Origin of the sequence: Clostridium sp. D53t1_180928_C8 (genome assembly GCF_015667795.1) — a bacterium.
Classification (GTDB): domain Bacteria; phylum Bacillota; class Clostridia; order Clostridiales; family Clostridiaceae; genus Clostridium.
The window spans coordinates 1-19,369 of sequence record NZ_JADPEL010000004.1; the positions used below are offsets into that span (position 1 = coordinate 1).

Annotated in this window: 24 protein-coding genes; 4 read left to right on the forward strand and 20 right to left on the reverse strand. The window is 28.4% G+C overall.

Annotation, left to right across the window (positions count from 1 at the left end; translation table 11 throughout):
* Positions 1-158: 158 nt before the first annotated feature.
* The 8 genes from I4V51_RS04040 to I4V51_RS04070 form a co-directional block, all read right to left on the reverse strand.
* Complete coding sequence (locus tag I4V51_RS04040) at positions 159-386, reverse strand: hypothetical protein (protein WP_195987032.1); 228 nt, start codon at positions 384-386, stop codon at positions 159-161.
* Positions 387-399: 13 nt separating this feature from the next.
* Positions 400-789, reverse strand: a complete 390-nt coding sequence (locus I4V51_RS04045) for a VRR-NUC domain-containing protein (RefSeq protein WP_195987033.1) — start codon at positions 787-789, stop codon at positions 400-402.
* Between the two features lie 15 nt (positions 790-804).
* Positions 805-1,554, reverse strand: a complete 750-nt coding sequence (locus I4V51_RS04050; RefSeq protein ID WP_195987034.1) for a hypothetical protein — start codon at positions 1,552-1,554, stop codon at positions 805-807.
* Between the two features lie 214 nt (positions 1,555-1,768).
* Positions 1,769-1,903 carry a hypothetical protein gene (locus tag I4V51_RS21345; RefSeq protein WP_279325440.1) on the reverse strand — a complete coding sequence of 45 codons (135 nt, stop codon included), beginning with the start codon at positions 1,901-1,903 and terminating at the stop codon, positions 1,769-1,771.
* Positions 1,888-2,043 (reverse strand): hypothetical protein, encoded by a 156-nt coding sequence (locus I4V51_RS04055; RefSeq protein WP_195987035.1) that lies wholly within the window; start codon positions 2,041-2,043, stop codon positions 1,888-1,890. The genes I4V51_RS21345 and I4V51_RS04055 overlap by 16 nt, the downstream gene beginning before the upstream one ends.
* Before the next feature lie 86 nt (positions 2,044-2,129).
* Complete coding sequence (locus I4V51_RS04060; protein WP_195987036.1) at positions 2,130-2,333, reverse strand: helix-turn-helix domain-containing protein; 204 nt, start codon at positions 2,331-2,333, stop codon at positions 2,130-2,132.
* 19 nt (positions 2,334-2,352) lie between these two features.
* Entirely contained in the window at positions 2,353-2,559 is a 207-nt protein-coding gene (locus I4V51_RS04065; protein WP_195987037.1) for a helix-turn-helix transcriptional regulator, read from the reverse strand.
* A 42-nt stretch (positions 2,560-2,601) separates the two neighbouring features.
* Positions 2,602-2,826, reverse strand: a complete 225-nt coding sequence (locus I4V51_RS04070; protein ID WP_195987038.1) for a helix-turn-helix transcriptional regulator — start codon at positions 2,824-2,826, stop codon at positions 2,602-2,604.
* A gap of 189 nt (positions 2,827-3,015) precedes the next feature.
* Between I4V51_RS04070 and I4V51_RS04075 the strand changes: the two genes are divergently transcribed.
* From I4V51_RS04075 to I4V51_RS04085, 3 genes are all read left to right on the forward strand, one after another.
* Positions 3,016-3,354, forward strand: coding sequence for a helix-turn-helix transcriptional regulator (locus tag I4V51_RS04075; protein ID WP_195987039.1), 339 nt, complete (start codon positions 3,016-3,018; stop codon positions 3,352-3,354).
* A gap of 190 nt (positions 3,355-3,544) precedes the next feature.
* Positions 3,545-3,703: a hypothetical protein gene (locus I4V51_RS04080; protein ID WP_195987040.1), complete on the forward strand. Its 159-nt coding sequence runs from the start codon at positions 3,545-3,547 to the stop codon at positions 3,701-3,703.
* A complete protein-coding gene (locus I4V51_RS04085) occupies positions 3,688-4,854 on the forward strand; it encodes a tyrosine-type recombinase/integrase (protein ID WP_195987041.1) in 1,167 nt (388 codons plus the stop codon). The genes I4V51_RS04080 and I4V51_RS04085 overlap by 16 nt, the downstream gene beginning before the upstream one ends.
* Before the next feature lie 328 nt (positions 4,855-5,182).
* Here the strand turns inward: I4V51_RS04085 and I4V51_RS04090 are convergent, their stop codons facing one another.
* From I4V51_RS04090 to I4V51_RS04115, 6 genes are all read right to left on the reverse strand, one after another.
* Positions 5,183-5,851, reverse strand: a complete 669-nt coding sequence (locus I4V51_RS04090) for a 2'-5' RNA ligase family protein (protein WP_195987042.1) — start codon at positions 5,849-5,851, stop codon at positions 5,183-5,185.
* A 144-nt stretch (positions 5,852-5,995) separates the two neighbouring features.
* Positions 5,996-6,778 carry a Nif3-like dinuclear metal center hexameric protein gene (locus I4V51_RS04095; protein ID WP_195987230.1) on the reverse strand — a complete coding sequence of 261 codons (783 nt, stop codon included), beginning with the start codon at positions 6,776-6,778 and terminating at the stop codon, positions 5,996-5,998.
* A gap of 12 nt (positions 6,779-6,790) precedes the next feature.
* Complete coding sequence (locus I4V51_RS04100) at positions 6,791-7,483, reverse strand: class I SAM-dependent methyltransferase (RefSeq protein WP_195987043.1); 693 nt, start codon at positions 7,481-7,483, stop codon at positions 6,791-6,793.
* Positions 7,484-7,665: 182 nt separating this feature from the next.
* A complete protein-coding gene (rpoD, locus tag I4V51_RS04105; protein ID WP_195987231.1) occupies positions 7,666-8,796 on the reverse strand; it encodes an RNA polymerase sigma factor RpoD in 1,131 nt (376 codons plus the stop codon).
* A gap of 8 nt (positions 8,797-8,804) precedes the next feature.
* Positions 8,805-10,589, reverse strand: a complete 1,785-nt coding sequence (dnaG, locus tag I4V51_RS04110) for a DNA primase (protein ID WP_195987044.1) — start codon at positions 10,587-10,589, stop codon at positions 8,805-8,807.
* Positions 10,590-10,815: 226 nt separating this feature from the next.
* Complete coding sequence (locus I4V51_RS04115) at positions 10,816-11,844, reverse strand: deoxyguanosinetriphosphate triphosphohydrolase (protein WP_195987045.1); 1,029 nt, start codon at positions 11,842-11,844, stop codon at positions 10,816-10,818.
* Between the two features lie 161 nt (positions 11,845-12,005).
* Between I4V51_RS04115 and I4V51_RS04120 the strand changes: the two genes are divergently transcribed.
* The gene (locus I4V51_RS04120; protein ID WP_195987046.1) at positions 12,006-13,052 is read left to right on the forward strand and encodes a CotS family spore coat protein; all 1,047 of its coding nucleotides are present in this window, start codon (positions 12,006-12,008) and stop codon (positions 13,050-13,052) included.
* A 43-nt stretch (positions 13,053-13,095) separates the two neighbouring features.
* Here I4V51_RS04120 and ppdK read toward each other — a convergent pair whose 3' ends face one another.
* The 6 genes from ppdK to I4V51_RS04150 all read right to left on the reverse strand — a co-directional run bounded on the left by ppdK (position 13,096) and on the right by I4V51_RS04150 (position 19,319).
* Positions 13,096-15,726 carry a pyruvate, phosphate dikinase gene (gene ppdK / locus I4V51_RS04125; RefSeq protein ID WP_195987047.1) on the reverse strand — a complete coding sequence of 877 codons (2,631 nt, stop codon included), beginning with the start codon at positions 15,724-15,726 and terminating at the stop codon, positions 13,096-13,098.
* Between the two features lie 83 nt (positions 15,727-15,809).
* Entirely contained in the window at positions 15,810-16,448 is a 639-nt protein-coding gene (locus I4V51_RS04130) for a helix-turn-helix transcriptional regulator (protein WP_195987048.1), read from the reverse strand.
* A gap of 187 nt (positions 16,449-16,635) precedes the next feature.
* Positions 16,636-17,253 (reverse strand): DUF4342 domain-containing protein, encoded by a 618-nt coding sequence (locus I4V51_RS04135; RefSeq protein WP_195987049.1) that lies wholly within the window; start codon positions 17,251-17,253, stop codon positions 16,636-16,638.
* 7 nt (positions 17,254-17,260) lie between these two features.
* Positions 17,261-18,010: a DNA repair protein RecO gene (gene recO, locus I4V51_RS04140; RefSeq protein WP_195987050.1), complete on the reverse strand. Its 750-nt coding sequence runs from the start codon at positions 18,008-18,010 to the stop codon at positions 17,261-17,263.
* 7 nt (positions 18,011-18,017) lie between these two features.
* On the reverse strand, positions 18,018-18,908 hold the full coding sequence (gene era / locus I4V51_RS04145) for a GTPase Era (protein WP_195987051.1): 891 nt from the start codon (positions 18,906-18,908) through the stop codon (positions 18,018-18,020).
* Positions 18,909-18,917: 9 nt separating this feature from the next.
* Positions 18,918-19,319 (reverse strand): cytidine deaminase, encoded by a 402-nt coding sequence (locus I4V51_RS04150; protein WP_195987052.1) that lies wholly within the window; start codon positions 19,317-19,319, stop codon positions 18,918-18,920.
* Between the last annotated feature and the right edge of the window lie 50 nt (positions 19,320-19,369).

The window sequence follows — 19,369 nt, forward strand, 5'->3', positions numbered from 1 at the left end:
AAAACATTTTTCTATACTTTTATTCTCATTACATATCTTTTCTGCTGCTTCTCTGTTAATCTCTACTTGTTTTAATATATAATCTCCAATCGCTTGGATATTTGCATTTCCTTTTTTATCTTGTATTTCCTTTTTTATTTTTTCTATTGCTTTATTAATCATTTCTCTACCTCTTCACTTTTAATCTTAAAATCTAAATAATCTTTTACTTCAGCCCAACATTGGCTGCATAAAGATGTCTTACAATCTTCTAAAGTAAAATCAAACCCTAAATCTCTTGGACAAAAATGCAATTTATTAGTTTTCGTATCTTTAGCTTGCCCACCTTCAATACGAAATCTTTCTTTAAACTCTTTTGCTGTTAAAACTTCCTTAACTTTTCTCATTTATAATCTCCCCTTATAAAATTTTTGTGTAATCTATAGCTTTTAAAGTGTTTTCCCATTTCATATATTGTTCAATTTCTTCCTTAGCTTCTAACCATCCATAACAAACTTCAACTCTATAACCTTGTTGTCTTAATTTTTCAATCCACTCTTTTTGTTTTAAGCTTGTCTTATTCTTTCCAACCTTAAGTTCTATATATAACCCTAAATATCCACCTCTTCCCACTGGTAAACATATATCAGGTACACCAGCCTTTACTCCTTCCTTTTTTAAACCTGCTGCAGTTCTTGCATCTCTTTTCCCTCCATTTGGAATATGATGTAACAATTTAAGTTCTGGATACTTTTGCTCTGAATATCCTGCCCATTGAAATAAAAATCTTTGCTCTTGCGCCTCTGTCATTTTCCTCTTCCTCCTTTAATCCAACTTTCTCATCTTTATATAAATATAAGTACCTGCATTAATATCATTAACTTGCACTTCATGAGTTGTATAAATATATCCTGGATATAATTTCTCAAAATCTTCCCTAGTTCCATTTCTTGATAAATTCCATGTTTTTTTATAACTATATTTATAATCATTAATTTCAGCTTCAGGAATTATTAAATTTCTACTTGGAGAATATCTTTTCTTTCCTTTTGGATCTTTAGATATATAATTTGCTAATTCTTCTAATCCTAACTCATTAAATTGAAGTCTATCTGCATTTGCTCTACCTTTTCCCCATAACTCTTCAACTTTATCTCTATCCATTCCAGATAGAACAATATGATGATGTATTCTTGTTCTGGTCCTCTTATCATTTTCTTTTGCTTCATGATATTCAAGAACTGCAACATACTTTAATTCTTCTAAATTATTTTTTCTTCTATAATTTTTAATTCTTCTTAGATAGTTATTTCTATCTCTTATTGCTCTTTCTTCACTATCTGGTAAATTCTCATTATCATATGTCAAATGAACAATCAAATCTTTCTTTGTAAAATTTGCATTCAATATCCTTCTTAATTTTTTTCTTGCATTCTTAGCATTAAGATTTTTCTGCTCTTTTCTACTCTCTTTCTTTTTTCTCTTTCTACTCTTCTTTTGTTCCTTTTTAGAAATATGAAATAACTCAACTTCTAAATATTCACCACACTTATATTTCTTCTCCCTTATAGCCATACCTATCACTCTATTCTTTTAAATTCTTAATATGGTTGTTAAGTTAATACCTATTACAAGGGACTTAAAAACTTATATATTTGACTTAAAATTTCCAATATTATATAATTAAATAAAGATATTTTTTATTTAAGCTTTAAGTAAAACACATTACTTACCGGTCGGATGGTTTGAGTAATGTGTTTTTCCTTTGTAATAATATTTGCTTGTCCAATTATCTTTTATCATTTTCTTCTCCAACTATTGTTTTTGCTTTTTCTATAGCTGCATTCCAACTTATATTTTCCTCTTCAATAATCCTAGTTGCTATTCTTGCTACTTCATGTAGCCTTCTCATTTCCTTTCCCAAACTCTTCCCCTCCAGATTTTGTCAGTAATAACTATAGCTTGTACAACTATTTCTGCTATAATAACTAATGTCCATCCTGATATAACAAATAATATAGGTAATACAAAAAATACTATCCCTGGCCAATTTAAGCCTGACATTTAATTCATCCCCCTTTTAACTTAATATTTAATATGTTAAGTAATTCTTAACCTAGATTTTATTTCTTATTTAATAAAATTATTTATTACATAATCAACTCTTTAACATTTTCTAAATCACTATAATCTTTCCCATTAGCTTCTCTAATAAATCTTTCTAATTCAAAAGATGCTATCTTAAGATCTCCAAGTTTAAGTGCTTGCATATGTCCCATTTTTATAAGCTGATAAACTTTTTGTTTTGTTGTCTTAAGTTTTTTAGAAACTTCCATAACCGTAAATAATTCCATGTTTCCCCCTTATAATAAATCAATCCCAATATTGTTTAGGTATTAAATCATTTGGTGATATACTAAATCCCTTGCATAATTTACATATCTGAATTAAAGTTGGATTTGAATTCTTACCAGATTCTATATCCCTGTATGTTGTTCTTGGTAACCTACATAAAGTAGCCGCTTTAACTTGACTTAATCCTTGTAAATTTCTACATATTAGTACACTTCTAGATAACATTTACTTTCATCTCCTAGTTTTATAAATAACTTTTTGTTAAAACTAACTTTGTAAAGTTCTTAAAAGTAAATCAGTAAACCTTTTTTCATCTAAAATTTTTTCTATTGATACATTGTATAAAATTGATATTTTTTTTAGTTCTTCAACATTAAACTTTGACTTCCCATTTTCCTTTTTATTATACGTATAAACCGAACATCCTATATATTTAGCCACCTTCTCCTGTGTATCTCCAGCTATAATACGTAATACCTTTATTGCTATCATATATCCACCTCCTGACTTTACCTAAGTCATAAGACGTTGTTAACGTCTTTATATTTATAAGAATACTCTTTCTTTTTGACGTTGTCAACAACTTTTTGTTTTAATAATTTCTTTTTTGTGGATTATACCGTATTTTTTGATTATCTGTTCAAATTTCTTATATAATTTAATTAGATGGAGGTGGATATATTGTTGAATGAAAGATTAAAAGAATTAAGAGAAGATGCTGGATTATCACAAAAAGAACTAGCTGACAAACTTAATGTTGCAAGAACAACAATTGCCAGTTATGAAACTGGAAAATCTTCTTTATCAATTGAAATTCTAATTAGATATGCTGATTTTTTTAATACAACCTGCGATTATTTAGTTGGTAGAACAAATTGTAAAGATTATAAAATAACATCAAGTAATGAAATAGAATTTATACATAATAAAAATGTTGCTATCGATAATAATAATAACGAAGCTATCTCATTATTAAAAAAAGCTTTAGATAAATTAATAGACGAACAGTCCAAAGAATAGATTAAATCTATTCTTTTTTTATTTGTTTAGATATGGCTATATTTAGCCAATTACTTTTTTAGCCAATTTATTGTAAAATATTTTTAAATATTGTTTTTAATTACATAATGTTGATTAAATTTAATATAGGTTGTATAATGAACATATGTTCTTATTTAAATACGGGGTTTTATTGAAGGAAGGGATTACATTGGAAAAATTTTTACTAGATATTAAAGAAATACGATACAAAAACAAAACTTTTATTGTTGATGATGAATTAATAAAAAAAATTTTGTTAATAATAGATTCTGAAAACACTAAGCAATCATTACCAGGAAAGGAGACTTTAATTTGCAAGGAAGTATAAGAAAAAAAGGGAGTTCTTATTACATTCGGTATTATGATAAAAATGGCAAACAAATTGAAAGAGTTGGAGGTAAAACCAAGAAAGAAGCTCAATTAAAATTAAATGAAATATTATATACTCTTGAAAATGGCGGACCTATAAACTCAAATATGTTATTATCCGCATATCTTGAAATGTGGCTTGAAGATTATATAAAAGATGAAAAAACTCATAATACTTATGATAAATATAAAAATTCTATAAATAAATATATAAACCCATATTTAGGAGATATACAATTAAATGATTTAAAAGTTATTCATATTGAAAAATTTATAAAAAAAATAAAAACAACTAAAATCAATTACGGCAATAAGCAAAAAACTATAAGTCCTACTACAGTTCAAACTTATTATGGAATTCTTAGAACTGCATTAAATAAAGCCGTTAAATTACAAATGTTAAACGATAACCCTTGTAAATTTATAGATACTCCTAAACGGAGTAAATTCAAGGCAAATATTTTAACACCTGAAGAAATAAAATTAGTCAAACAACATTTAAACATAAGTAAATATAATGATTATATATTTAATTTAGCTCTTGATCTTACCTTAGAACTAGGTTTACGTAGAGGAGAAATGTGTGGATTAACATGGGATAATATTAATTTTGAAAATAAAACTATAACACTAGAAAAGGCATTAATCAGAATTGAAAATGAATATGTCATTTCAGATTTAAAAACAGATTCGTCTTATGATACTCTTCCTATTTCTAATTCACTATGCGAAAAACTAAAAGCTCATAAAAACATTCAAAAGTTAAATAAATTAAAATATGGATTTACATATACAAATACTAATATATTTAATAATATTAATTATGAATTGATTTTCACCTGGGAAAATGGCGAATACATAGCACCTTCACGTTTTTTACAAAGATTAAAAAGATTGATGAAACAATGTGAAATTGAAAAAAATATAAGATGGCATGATTTAAGGCATACAAATGCAACACTTCTACTAGAAGGTGGAGTAAGTATAAAAACAGTTCAAGAAAGATTAAGACATTCACTTATTCAAACTACAATGGATACTTATGCTCACGTGACTGATAAAATGAATAGAGAAGCAACTGATAAAATTACTAATATTTTAAACTTATAGTTCTCAAATATTAAAGCCCCATTTAAAATGAGGCTTTATTTTTTCCCTTGTTTTTCCCTTATCTATAAAAAACATAAAAAAACAATTTAAAACTATTTAATTAAAATACTTTGATTTTACTAAGTTTTAATAACATAAAAATACATCAAAACACAATTTGGACAAACTAAAATTGAATACAGAACTCCGCTTACGGATCATCTCGCATTATGAAAAACACTAGGTTAACGCCTAGTGTTTTTCTTTTTTATATAATATTTTCAAATTTAGTTTTTTATAAAGTGTTTAATCTTTAAATCATATTTTCTTATAAGCTATATTTACATTTCTATTTAATTATATATTTTTCTAACACTTCTTTTTTCGAGTCATACCAATTATGATATATTAATTCTATTTCCGAAACCTTTAATGTTCCAAAATCATAGTTTTCATATTCTTTAAGTATTTCTATTAAACCCTTACGCTCTTGAATTTTGTTCTTAAATCTAGCAATAGTGATATGAGATGAAATAGTAGGATATCTTTCATCTAAATTCATATTATTATCTAAAATAGACTGTCTTAATCGTTGCCTTAATAATTCCATTTCTACTTCATAAAATCCTTTAACCATAATTGCTCCATCACTTGCTATTACGCCCTTTAGTTTTATTTCAAATTGTTTTAAATCCTTTACCGCATTAATAGTAATCTTTTTGCAGTTCTCAACTTGTTCTGTTGTATAAATAAACCCTTGTCTAGCAGTAATAATATCAAGAAGCGTAATATGATAATCATTTTCTGGATAATAATACTGATTATTTTCTACTTCTCTTATTTTTCTTTCTATATTCATTATTTCCTTCTTTAAATTTTCAGATGGTCTTATCGCTAATGTTATCCCCATTCTAGTGTCAGTTTTATCTTCTATTAACGAATCAACATATTCTTTATTATTTTCAATTGCAGTTATGCCTTTATTCATAATGCTTTCATATAAATTTTCTAACTTCATAAATAATCCTTTCTTTCAATGTAGTAAATATATATGTAATATTTAATAACTACATCACTTTCCTTTTATACAACCTATTTTCTAAGTTTTTATAATAAAAATAAAACACTAAATAATAATTTAGTGTTTTATACCAATTAATTTTTATTCAAATGTAAATGGGTCTTCTTCAACACTTGATCTTATAAAAATCACATTATTAAACTTACTTTCTATTTGTTTCATAACATTAAAGAATATTATTTGTTCTGATGCAAAATGACCAACATCCAGTATATTTATTCCCATTTCCTTATAGTCAGATGCAAAATGATATGTAGTGTCTCCAGTTATCACAGTATCTACGCCTAAACTCATAGCCTTACCAATGAAATCTTGACCACTTCCATTTATTATAGCAATTTTAGAAACTGTATCAGTTCCTCTAACTACTCTTAAGTTATTTATATTTAGTTTATTTTTAACTTGTTCTATTAAATCTTCTAATTTAATTTCTTTATGTAAATTTACAATTCTACCAAGGCCTGCACTAGTTATATTTTTATTCTTTTCTAATAAAATTGATTCACCAAATCCCAATACTGAAACTATAGTGTGATTTAATCCATTCTCTGCAGAATCTAAATTAGTATGACTTGAATATAAAGATATATCATTCTTTATAAGCTCTATAATCTTTTTCCCTTGTAATGTATCAGTTGTTATATTACTTGGTTTTCTAAAGATTAAAGGATGATGTGTTATTATTAAATCTACCTCTTCTTTTTTAGCCTCTTCTATTACTTTTAACGTGCAATCTAATGCTAATAAAACTTTATTAACAACCTTATTTCTGTCACCTACCATTAACCCAACATTATCAAAGTCTTCCTTTAAATAAGTTGGTGCTAAAGATTCCATTTTATTAATTATATCATTTACTATTATCATAAAATCACCTTACACATAGTTTAACATAGAACTAATAACATTTATTTTTTCTTTTACTTCTTCTCTTCTCTTATTAGCACTTACTGTTGCCTCTGTAATAAATCCTAATATTCTGTTATATTCATCTAATTTAAACTGCAGATAATCCTTCATTAAAGGATTTCTGTTTCTTAATAACACAGGACTTATTTCATAGTATATACTATCTAATTCAGTTGCATTTCCTTCAGCACTTCTTACTTTAAATAATTCATAATATATTCCTTCATCAAAACATAAATCTTCTTTTATAATCTCATAATTATTAGTATATAAATACTCTCTTAAAACTTCTGGATTTTGAGCTGGCACTAAAATTAAATAATCAACTGATTTTACTTTTTCCTTATCAGCTTCTAAAATATCTCTTATTAAATTTCCACCCATTCCAGCTATAACAACCTCATTTGCTTCACTTATATTAAGAGGTTCAAACCCTCCACCTAATCTAAATTGAAGCTCATCTCCAAATCCTTCTAAAATAGCATTAAGTCTTGCTTTATCTAATGGATCTTTATTAATATCACATGCAATTGCTTTTTCACAAATTTCTCTTTCTAATGCTATTAAAGGAACATATCCATGATCAGTACCTATATCTGCAAGGGTCTCAACCTTTTCTAAATTTTCGATTATAAACTCAATTCTTTTACTAACATCCATTTTAACTACCTCTAATATTATAATTATTTAATCTTTCGCTATAATTTTAATAATAATATTTTATAACAATTATTATTTTTCTATTTATACTTACTTTATTAACTTATGTTATTTTATAAAATTTATTTAATTAATATATCCTATCTAATGCAAAAATTAGCACCAATATTGGTGCTAATTCACTAATCTAAGTAATCTTTTAGTTTCTTACTTCTAGATGGGTGTCTAAGCTTTCTTAATGCTTTAGCTTCAATTTGTCTAATTCTTTCTCTTGTTACATTAAATTCTTTACCAACTTCTTCAAGAGTTCTAGCTCTTCCATCATCTAAACCAAATCTTAATCTTAGTACTTTTTCTTCTCTTGGAGTTAGAGTATCTAACACATTAATTAATTGTTCCTTTAGCATTGTAAATGCAGCTGCTTCTGCTGGTGCAGGTGCATCATCATCTGGAATGAAATCTCCTAAGTGTGAATCCTCTTCTTCCCCTATAGGTGTTTCTAAAGAAACAGGCTCCTGAGCTATTTTTTGAATTTCTCTAACCTTTTCTACTGGTAAATCCATAACTTTAGAAATTTCTTCTGGGAATGGATCTCTTCCTAACTCTTGTAATAATTGTCTTTGTACTCTTATTAACTTATTTATTGTTTCTACCATATGAACTGGTATTCTAATAGTTCTAGCCTGATCAGCTATGGCTCTTGTAATCGCTTGTCTTATCCACCATGTAGCATAAGTCGAGAATTTAAATCCTTTTCTAAAATCAAACTTTTCTACGGCTTTTATTAATCCAAGATTTCCTTCTTGAATTAAGTCTAAGAATAACATTCCTCTACCAACATACCTTTTAGCTATACTTACAACAAGTCTAAGATTTGCTTCAGCAAGCTTTTTCTTAGCATATTGACTACCTTCTTCAATTTGCTTTGCAAGTTCCATTTCTTCTTCTGAAGATAATAGCGGAACCTTACCTATTTCCTTTAAGTACATTCTTACAGGGTCATCAATTGCAATCCCCTCTGGTACTGATAAATCTATCTCTTCTTCAACTATATCAATGTCATTAGCAGCACCTTGAACTTCAATACCCATTGACTCTAGAACCTCATAAATCTTTTCTATTTGCTCTGGGCTTAAGTCTATGTTTTCTACCTCATCTAATATTTCTTGATATGTTAATACCCCATTCTTTTTACCTTTGTCTAGTAGGTTCTTAACAATATTCATTCTATTATTTCTATCATTGCTATCCTTAGGCTTATTCTTATTTACTTTTGTTTTTTCTTCCACTAGCTGACTACCTCCTTTCGTTATCTGACCAACTATAATACTCTCTTACTTTCTTTTAACTTTTTAGTAACACTCGCTAACTCTATGGCTAATTTTATAGATTCTTCAATTTTACCTTGGTTTTCAAGCTCTTTTTGCTCTTTTCTTAGTTGGTCTATTCTTTGCTTTAATTTATATGATTGTATTTCATTAATAAAATCATTAATTTGTACTTTCACATCATCTGCAAAAAATATATTCTCATCTCTAATTTTAACCAATTCTCCAATAGTTTTTGCACTACTTAGCTTTGACTCTATAAATGAATCTATATTATTTATATTTTCCCCTTTAGCTAACATAATAACAGTGAAAATTTCTTTATGTTCTAGCAAAATAAAGTCGTTTTCTGATATTCTTTCCTCTATATACTGTAGATACTCACTATTTTCTAGCATAATTTTCAAAATTGCTCTTTCTGCCTTTAAAAATCCAGGCTCTACATATAATTTTGACCCATCATCTTCCTTATTATTCCTAAAATTATTTTCTCTATTATCTTTCATCTTACTTTTGAGAATATCATATAAAGTTTGTTCTTTTATACCAGTATTTTCCGATGCTTTTTTTATATAAACATCTTTTTCCACAGGATCTAAATCTGAAATTATTTCCATAATTCTTTTTGCATATAATATTAAAGATTGAGTATTTTTAAAATCAATTCCCTCTTCTGCCTTTTTTATTCTATAATCAATTAAAGGTTCTGCAGAATTAACTAATTTTAAAAATGCGTCTCTTCCATTACTACGTACATATTCGTCTGGATCCTTTCCTTGTGGAATACTTAACACTCTAACATCAAACCCAGCTGTTCTTAATATTTCCAGTCCTCTTAATGTAGCCATTTGCCCTGCCATATCTGCATCATATGAAATTATAACTTTATCAGCATACCTTTTTAGCAGTCTCGCCTGGTTGATAGTAAGTGCTGTTCCTAATGATGCTACTACATTAGTAATCCCATATTGATGTAAAGATATTAAATCCATATATCCTTCAACAATGACAAAATACCTTTCATTCATATTGTGCTTTAAAGCAAAATTTAATCCATATAAATTAGTTCCTTTTTGGAATACTAAAGTTTCAGGTGAATTTAAATATTTAGGTTTTGAATCATCTAGCACTCTTCCACCAAACCCAATTACCTTTCCTTGGTAATCAAATACTGGAAACATAACTCTATTTCTAAACCTATCATATTTTCTACCCTTTTCTTTATTTACAGAAATAAGTCCAGCTTCTTCTAATAAAACATCATTAATACCCTTTTTCCTTAAATAAAACATTAAACTATTCCAACTATCATTAGCAAATCCTAAGCCAAACTTTTTAATTGTTTCTTCTTTAATGCCCCTATTCAAAAAATATTCTTTTGCATTTTGATTATTCATAAGATTTGAAAAGAAAAATTTTGCTGCCTCAACATTAACTCTATACAACAACTCTTTTCGCTTTGTTACTTTACTTTTTTCTCCATTTCCAATTTCTAAAGGAATATTTGCCCTATTTGCTAAATACTTTACAGCCTCAATAAAAGGTAAATTTTTTTCCTTCATCACAAACGAAATAACATTTCCAGCTTCTCCACAACCAAAGCATTTGTAAATCTGCTTCTCCTGTGAAACTGAAAAAGATGGTGTCTTTTCATTATGAAAAGGGCATAGTCCTGTGAAGTTTCTTCCTGCCTTCCTTAGCCTAACCCTTTCTGAAATTACATCAACAATATCATTTTGCGATTTTATTTTTTCTAAAATTTCTTCAGAAATCTGCAAGGAGATCCCTCCTTACTATAATAATATTTATTCATTCTATACAATTCGACATATTATTATAAATTCCTTCTTGATTTTTAAATTAAATTTATTTTAGTATGTCATTCTTATTGGATTTCTATTTTAATTCTACCCTAATATTACTTATTCTATTTCTATTCTTAAAATCCTTTTTATTCTACAAAATTTATTGTTCCCATTTTTTTTGTATTATACAACTTTTTTACTAATAAATTACAAACTTTGGCACATAAATTTTATTAAATGTTGAAATACAATAGTCATCTGTCATTCCAGCTATATAATCTGCAACTCCTCTTTTTAATCCCTCATCATTAACTATTTTTTGATATAGCTCTGGTAGCTGTTCACTATTCTTATAGTAATACTCTATTACATGAGTTAAAATAAACTTAGCCTTATCTCTTTCCTCTTTTAGTACATTACCTAAATATATATTAGAGAACATATATTTTCTTAACTCTATCATAGCTTCTTTAACTTCATCACTTTGTTTTATATCATAAATACCATTTGCTAAATTTTTTTGTGTTTCATTTACCATATCTGTAACTAAAACTTGAATTCTTTGAGAATGAGTATTTCCCAAAACTCTAATAGCCTCTTTAGGTAAATATTCTTCCCTTAAAAGTCCTGCTCTAATCGAATCATCAATATCATGATTTAAATATGCTATTTTATCACTATATTTAACTATTCTACCTTCTAGTGTTTCCGCTTTATTTTTTTCTTTTCCTAGTCCACTATGATTCAATATTCCATCAATTACTTCTTTAGTTAAATTCAAACCTTTCCCATTTTTCTCTAACCTCTCAACAATTCTCACACTTTGTTCATTATGCCTAAATCCACTATCTAAAAAATTATCAAGTACTTCCTCTCCATTGTGTGCAAAGGCTACATGTCCTAAATCATGTCCTAAAGCTATTGCTTCTATCAGCATCTCATTTAATCCTATACCTGCACCAATAGTCCTCGCTATTTGCGCTACTTCTAGAGTGTGAGTTAATCTAGTTCTATAATGATCTCCGAAAGTGCGTATGTATACTTGTGTTTTATGTTTAAGCCTTCTAAAAGATTTACAATGAATTATTCTATCTCTATCAACCATAAAACAAGTTCTAATATCATCATATTTCTCATTTATTAATCTTCCACTACTTTTATTACTATGAATAGCTTGTGGAATTAATGTCAAGTCTTCATTTTTTTCTATTCTCTCCCTTATATTCACTTATCTCACCTCCAAATAATTTATTCTATATTTTTCTCAAAAATCCTCTATTTTATAGACTATAAATAAATTATTATATACCAATTCCTTTCTATGATATGTATATTTATATATTTTTCATAATATTATTATAATAAGAAATTTATACAAGGAGTTTTACAATGAGTAACGATAATAAGGTTATAGATATTGATAATATAAAAACTAATATATTACCTAAGTTTTTTTTACAAAACGCTGATATTACTATGGTAAAATTTAAAGATACCGAAAAGCAAAGGGCTGTTTTTAAAGTAACTTCAGATAATAAAAATTACTGTTTAAAAAAAGTTTATTATGATGAAGGAAATCTACTTTTCGTTTACTCTGCAATGGAGTGGTTGTATAGAAATAATATACTTTTGCCTAAATTATTACCTTCTATAGATAACAATAGATTTATATACTATGATGATATGCTATTTATATTAACACCTTGGGTTAAAGGTGAGAAATGCAATTTTGATTCTCTTATTGACATACGATTGTCAATAAAAACTCTAGCTAAATTACATAAATGTTCTAAAAACTTTAAACCAATCTTAGGAAGTACAAATAGAGTTGGGTTAGATGATTATTATTTGTCTATAAATAAACATTTTAACGATATTCTTGAAACTGCAAATTTAGCTTCAACTTATAAAGATAAATTTTCAAAGCTATATTTAGATAATTTAGATAATAATTTATCTCTAGCTAAACTTTCTCTAGAAATAGCTTCTTCAATAGACACTGCCAATTTAAACGTATCCTTATGTCATGGTGACTACGTAAATAAAAATATATTAATAAACAATAACGATGTTTGGATAATTGATTTCGATAAATGTAAAACAGACTATTGTGCTCATGACTTAGCTTATTTTTTAAGAAGATTATTAAAAAGATCAACCACTAATTGGAATGCTGCACTAACTATTGATATAATTAATACTTATAACAAGTTTAACAATTTAACAAAATCTGATTTAAAATATATTTTAGCCTATTTAGCATTCCCTCAAAAATTCTGGAAAATATCTAGAGATTACTATAAAAATATAAATAAATGCAATAAAAATGCATTTATTTCCTTATTTACTAAAGGCCTTGATAGATCTGCGGATCAACTTGATTATATTAATAATATGATTGAAATCTTTGAACATTACTATAATGTTAAGTTTTAAATAAAAAAGAACGCTTTCGCGTTCCTTTTTTTATTTATTTATACTATCTTGGATTTTTCACTTGTGCTTGAGCTGCTGCAAGTCTTGCAACTGGTACTCTAAATGGTGAACAAGATACATAATTTAATCCAACATTATGGCAGAATTCAACTGATGATGGATCTCCACCATGTTCTCCACATATACCTAATTTAATATTTGGTCTTGTAGCTTTACCTTTTTCTGCTGCAATCTTAACTAATTGACCTACTCCTTTTTGGTCTAATTTAGCAAATGGATCTTGTTCATATATCTTTCTTTCATAATAATCTGATAAGAATTTAGCAGCATCATCTCTTGAGAATCCAAATGTCATTTGAGTTAAGTCATTAGTTCCAAATGAGAAGAATTCTGCTTCTTTAGCTATTTCATCCGCTGTTATTGCAGCTCTAGGAATTTCGATCATTGTACCAACATGGTAGTTTAATTTAACTCCTTTTTCATCCATAACTTCTTCAGCTGTTCTAACAACTATATCTTTAACAAATTTTAATTCCTTAACTTCACCAACTAATGGAATCATAATTTCTGGAACAATATCATATCCCTTAGTAGTTTTAACTTCTATTGCAGCTTCAATTACTGCTCTAGTTTGCATTTCAGCAATTTCTGGATAAGAAACAGCTAATCTACATCCTCTATGTCCCATCATTGGATTAAACTCATGTAAGCTTTCAACTGTAGATTTAAGCTCATCAAAAGTTAATCCCATTGTATTAGCAAGTTCTGCTATCTCATCATCAGTATGAGGTAAGAACTCATGTAGTGGTGGGTCTAAGAATCTTATTGTAGCTGGCATTCCTTGAAGTGCTTCATAAATTCCAATAAAATCTTTCTTTTGCATTGGAAGTAATTTTTCAAGTGCAGCTCTTCTTTCCTCTTCATTTTTAGCTACTATCATTTCTCTAACAGCCATTATTCTATCTTCTTCAAAGAACATATGCTCTGTTCTACAAAGCCCTATACCTTCTGCTCCAAACTCAACCGCTTGCTTTGTATCTCTTGGATTATCAGCATTAGTTCTAACATTAAGCTTTCTAATTTCATCTGCCCATCCCATAAATGTTGCAAAATGTCCAGAAATTTCTGGAGTAACTGTCTTTATAGCTTCTCCATATATATTACCTGTAGAACCATCTATTGAAATATAATCTTCAGCAGTATAAACTTTTCCATTAGCTTCTAAAGTCTTAGCCTCTTCATTAACTTTTAAATCTCCACATCCAGCTACACAACAAGTACCCATACCTCTTGCTACAACTGCAGCATGTGAAGTCATACCACCTCTAACTGTTAGGATACCTTCAGCAGCTATCATACCTTCAATATCTTCTGGTGAAGTTTCAAGTCTAACTAATACAACTTTTTCTCCTTTTTCTGCTCTTTCCTTAGCTTCCTCTGCAGTAAATGCTACTTTACCACATGCAGCTCCTGGAGATGCTGGAAGTCCCTTTGCAATAACATTTGCATTCTTCATTTCACTAACATCAAATGTTGGATGTAATAGAGAATCTAATTGCTTAGGTTCAACTTTAAGAATTGCTTCTTCCTTACTTAACATACCTTCTGCAACTAAATCAACAGCTATTTTTAATGCTGCTTGAGCTGTTCTCTTACCATTTCTAGTTTGTAAGAAATATAACTTACCTTCTTCAATAGTAAACTCCATATCTTGCATATCTCTATAATGATTTTCAAGTGTATGAACAATGTCCATAAATTGCTTGTATATAGCTGGATTTTGTTCTTCTAACTTAGATATTGGAAGTGGTGTTCTAATACCCGCAACAACATCTTCCCCTTGAGCATTCATTAAGTATTCTCCGTAAATTTCCTTTTCTCCAGTTGCAGCATTTCTTGAGAATGCAACACCTGTTCCTGAAGTTTCTCCCTTATTACCAAATACCATTTGTTGAACATTAACAGCAGTTCCCCATTCACCTGGAATATCATTTAATCTTCTATAAACTATAGCTCTTGGATTATCCCATGATCTAAATACCGCTGTAATAGATTCAGTTAATTGTACTGTTGGATTTTGTGGGAATTCTTCACCTTTTTCTTTCTTGTATAATTCCTTATACTTTACAACTAGATTTTTTAAGTCATTTTCATCTAAGTCTGTGTCAAATTTAACCCCTTTTGCTTCTTTTGCTTCATCTATTAAATTTTCAAATAATCTCTTTTCAATTCCCATAACAACATCAGAGAACATTTGAATAAATCTTCTATATGAATCATAAGCAAATCTTGGATTACCTGTTGCTGATGCAACAGCTTCTACTGCAACATCATTTAAACCAAGATTTAATATTGTATCCATCATACCTGGCATTGATACCCTTGCACCAGATCTTACTGAAACTAATAATGGATTTGTGTTGCTTCCAAATTCTTTTCCTGTTATTCTTTCTAATTCTTTGATATTCGCATGGATTTCTTCTACAACTTCGTTAGTTATTTTTCTTCCGTCCTCATAATATTTATTACAAGCTTCAGTTGTAACAATAAATCCTTGCGGAACTGGGATCCCTATTCTAGTCATTTCTGCTAAATTTGCCCCTTTACCTCCAAGAAGGTTTCTCATTGAACCATCACCTTCACTAAAAAGGTAAACATACTTTTTCTTCTCCATCTCAATACTCCTCCGTTCATACAATAAATATATACTAACAAGGCCTTACCTTGTAGTTACCCTAGTTACCCTTAAAATTACCCTTAATTTGCTTCCCCAAGATTAACAAATAATTTTGTTATGTTAGTCTTAGAAATTTTACCAACTATTTTTAAATTAACTTTTCCATTGTCTGATTCGCAGGATTTCTCTACTATTGGTATACTATCAATTTCATGTTCAATTATTTTTTTAGCTAATGAATAAGCACTCTCTTCAGGATATCCATAAATTATATTAGGCATTCTTGTCATGATAATCCCTACTGGAACCTTATGTATATCTGTTCCACCAATTGCTATCTTAAGAAAATCCTTTCTTGAGGCTGCTCCAACCAAATTCCCATTATTTTCAACAAAAAGTGTTCCTACATCATGTAAGAATAAATGAACGATTGCATCATATACAGTAGTAGCATCGTTAACGGTTACAGGCTTTGACATTATATCCCCAACCTTTATTTTAGATAAATTCTCTAATATCTCACCGTCAATCTTTTTCCCTAAATACACATAACCTACTTTAGGTCTAGCATCTAAAGTACCAGTCATTGTAAGTATTGCTAAGTCTGCTCGTAAAGCAGCTCTTGTAACTCCTAGCTTTTCAGCTATGGCTTCACTTGTAACAGGCTGCCCCTCTTTAACTATCTCAATTATTGCCTCTTGTCTTTTTGTAAACTTCAATGCTACCCCTCTTTTCGACTATTTAAGGAATATTCAGACAATTAAGAATGTTTTTTATTTACAGTATAATTATAACATTTTCTCATTTTTTGACTATGCTTAATTTTCTGAAAAATCACTCATTTTAGCTGAATATTCCAAATATTTTTAAATTTTCTAGACTATATCCTTGTTTTTCTTCGTTTTCCTAATTTTTACCATCTTCATCATCAAAATTCACAGTATAAGTAAAAGTATTGCTTTCATCTTCTTCTTTTTCCTTAAATTTATTCGGTACTTTTATTCCATCTAAATTTACATCTTGAACCTTTTCTTTAACTTTATCTGCGAAGTCACTTGCCTTATCTTTTGCTTCGCTAACAGCCTCAGAGATATACTTATTAACAATCTCTACAGTTCCATCAGCTTTAGTTATTTCAATTGTAACTTGAGTAACTACTGCTGCTACTACTACAAATGCTAATATTGGTGGTATTACAATTGCTATAACACCTGCTGCTATTCCAGCATTAACCGGAACATCAACTAGTTTTTTACCATCTTTACTAACCTTAATTCTAGTTATATTTCCTTTCTTAATTAAGTCCTTTAACCAAACCTTCAACTCTTCTATAGTTTCTGTTTTCTGAGCAGTATCATTAAACTCTTCACCTGATGCATAATCTGCCTCAACATTTTTATCTTCTAAATAAATTATCGCTTCTAATACATCACCATTGCATTCTTCTAATGCTTTTTTTGCATCTTTGTAAGATGCTCCAGTTCTTTCTCTTACTTGATCAACCTTTTCCAATGTAATATCCATTTTCTCTCTACTCCTTTATATAATTTAACATTTCTAAACTTTTTGGCTTTCTTGAATAATTTGAATTTATTATAAATGTTGTTACTTTTTCTATTTGCTTTTTCACATCTTTATTTATATTTAATCTATAAATTTTATCCATAGCTGTATTATTTAAAAATCTTAAAGCATTATATCCTGCTCTAGATATATAAAGCCCATGTTCTTTATTACACTCTACACACACACCCCCAAAATGTGACAACGAAATATAATCGCTTGTTCCTATTGATTTTTTACAAATACAACATTTATCAAACTGTATTCCATATCCTGTTGCATTTAATAATCTTAATTCAAATGCCCTTATTAACAATTCATAATCCATTGCATCAGTATTTAATAAATATAAACAAGTTATAAAGTCTCTAAATAATTCTTTGTTTACTTCCCCATCTTGTACACATATATCTATTAATTCACAAATATATGATGAATAAGTAAGCTTATCTAGATTATTTAATAATCCCTGAAATGAGTTTATAATTCTTCCTTCTTGAAGATTATATAAATTTCTTCCCTTAAAAAATATATAATCCCCAAAGCATAGGGGTAAAGTTAAGCTCAAATTTTTACTTTTGCTTTTCTTCGCCCCTCTAGCTATAAATGTTATCTTACCCAATTCTTCACAGTATGCCCATATCAGTTTATCATTTTCCTTATAATCTATAGCCTTAATTATTATGGCTTTAGTTTTCTCGATAGACAGAATACTCAACTCCTATCTACTTAGTCTTTTTATATCCTAATTCTTTAAGTAGAAGTCCGTTATCTCTCCACTCTTTTCTTACTTTTACCCATATTTTAAGATTAACTTTTGCTTTTAAAAATCTTTCAATTTCGTATCTTGCAGTTTCACCAATTTTCTTTAATGATACTCCATTTTTCCCAATTATTATTCCTTTATGAGAATCCTTTTCACATATTAAATCTACTTCAATATGATATGTTCCATTCTCTTTTTGCTTCATTTGTATAATATCAACTGCTATTCCATGAGGAATCTCATCTCTTAAGTTCTTTAATGTTTTTTCTCTTACTATTTCCGCAACAATAAACCTTTCATTAACATCTGTAATCATGTCTTCTGGATAGTACTGTGGTCCTTCTGGCATTTTTTCTACCATTAATTTCACAAGAGTATCTACATTTTTCCCCTTTAATGCTGATATTGGTACTATTTCAGCAAAGTCATATTCCTTTGAATACATGTCTAATGTTTTAGCTACCTTTTCATGACTATTTTCATCTACCTTGTTAACAACTAAGAATACAGGTGCTTTTTGTTGCTTTAAGGCTTCTAATATAAACTTATCGCCTCTTCCAATTTCATCACAAGGGTTAATAATAAATATAACTAAATCTACTTCTTTTATAGAGCTAGTTGCAGCATTAACCATATAATCTCCTAGTTTATTTTTAGGTTTATGTATTCCTGGTGTATCAACAAATACTAATTGATAATCATCTCCAGTTAATATTGTTTGTATATTATTTCTTGTAGTTTGTGGTTTATTTGAAACTATTGATAATTTTTCACCCATTATTTGATTAGTTAATGTTGACTTCCCTACATTTGGTCTTCCTACTATTGTTACAAATCCTGATTTATACATATTAGCCTCCTAGCCTTTTAAGTCCTTCTTTGAAAAAACACCTGGTAATATTTCTTCAAAAGTTTTTACTATATAGTCATTTTTATTTTTTATTATTATTACTGGAATCTTTTCATCAATTACAAATTCTGCAATTACTTGTCTGCATATTCCACATGGATAAGTATATGCATTAGTATCTCCTACTACAGCTACGGCTTTTATTTCTCTATTTCCTTCATGTACACCTTTAAAAATTGCTGTTCTTTCGGCACAATTAGTTCCTCCGAAAGATGCGTTTTCTATATTAGATCCAGTATATATTTTTCCATCCTCAAATAATACAGCTGCTCCCACCTTAAAGTTTGAATATGGACAATATGCTCTTTCTCTCGCTTCTAAAGCGCTATCTATTAATTCATTATATTTCATTCTTAATTCCTCCATCTAAATAGTATATCACATATAAATAAAATTCCAAA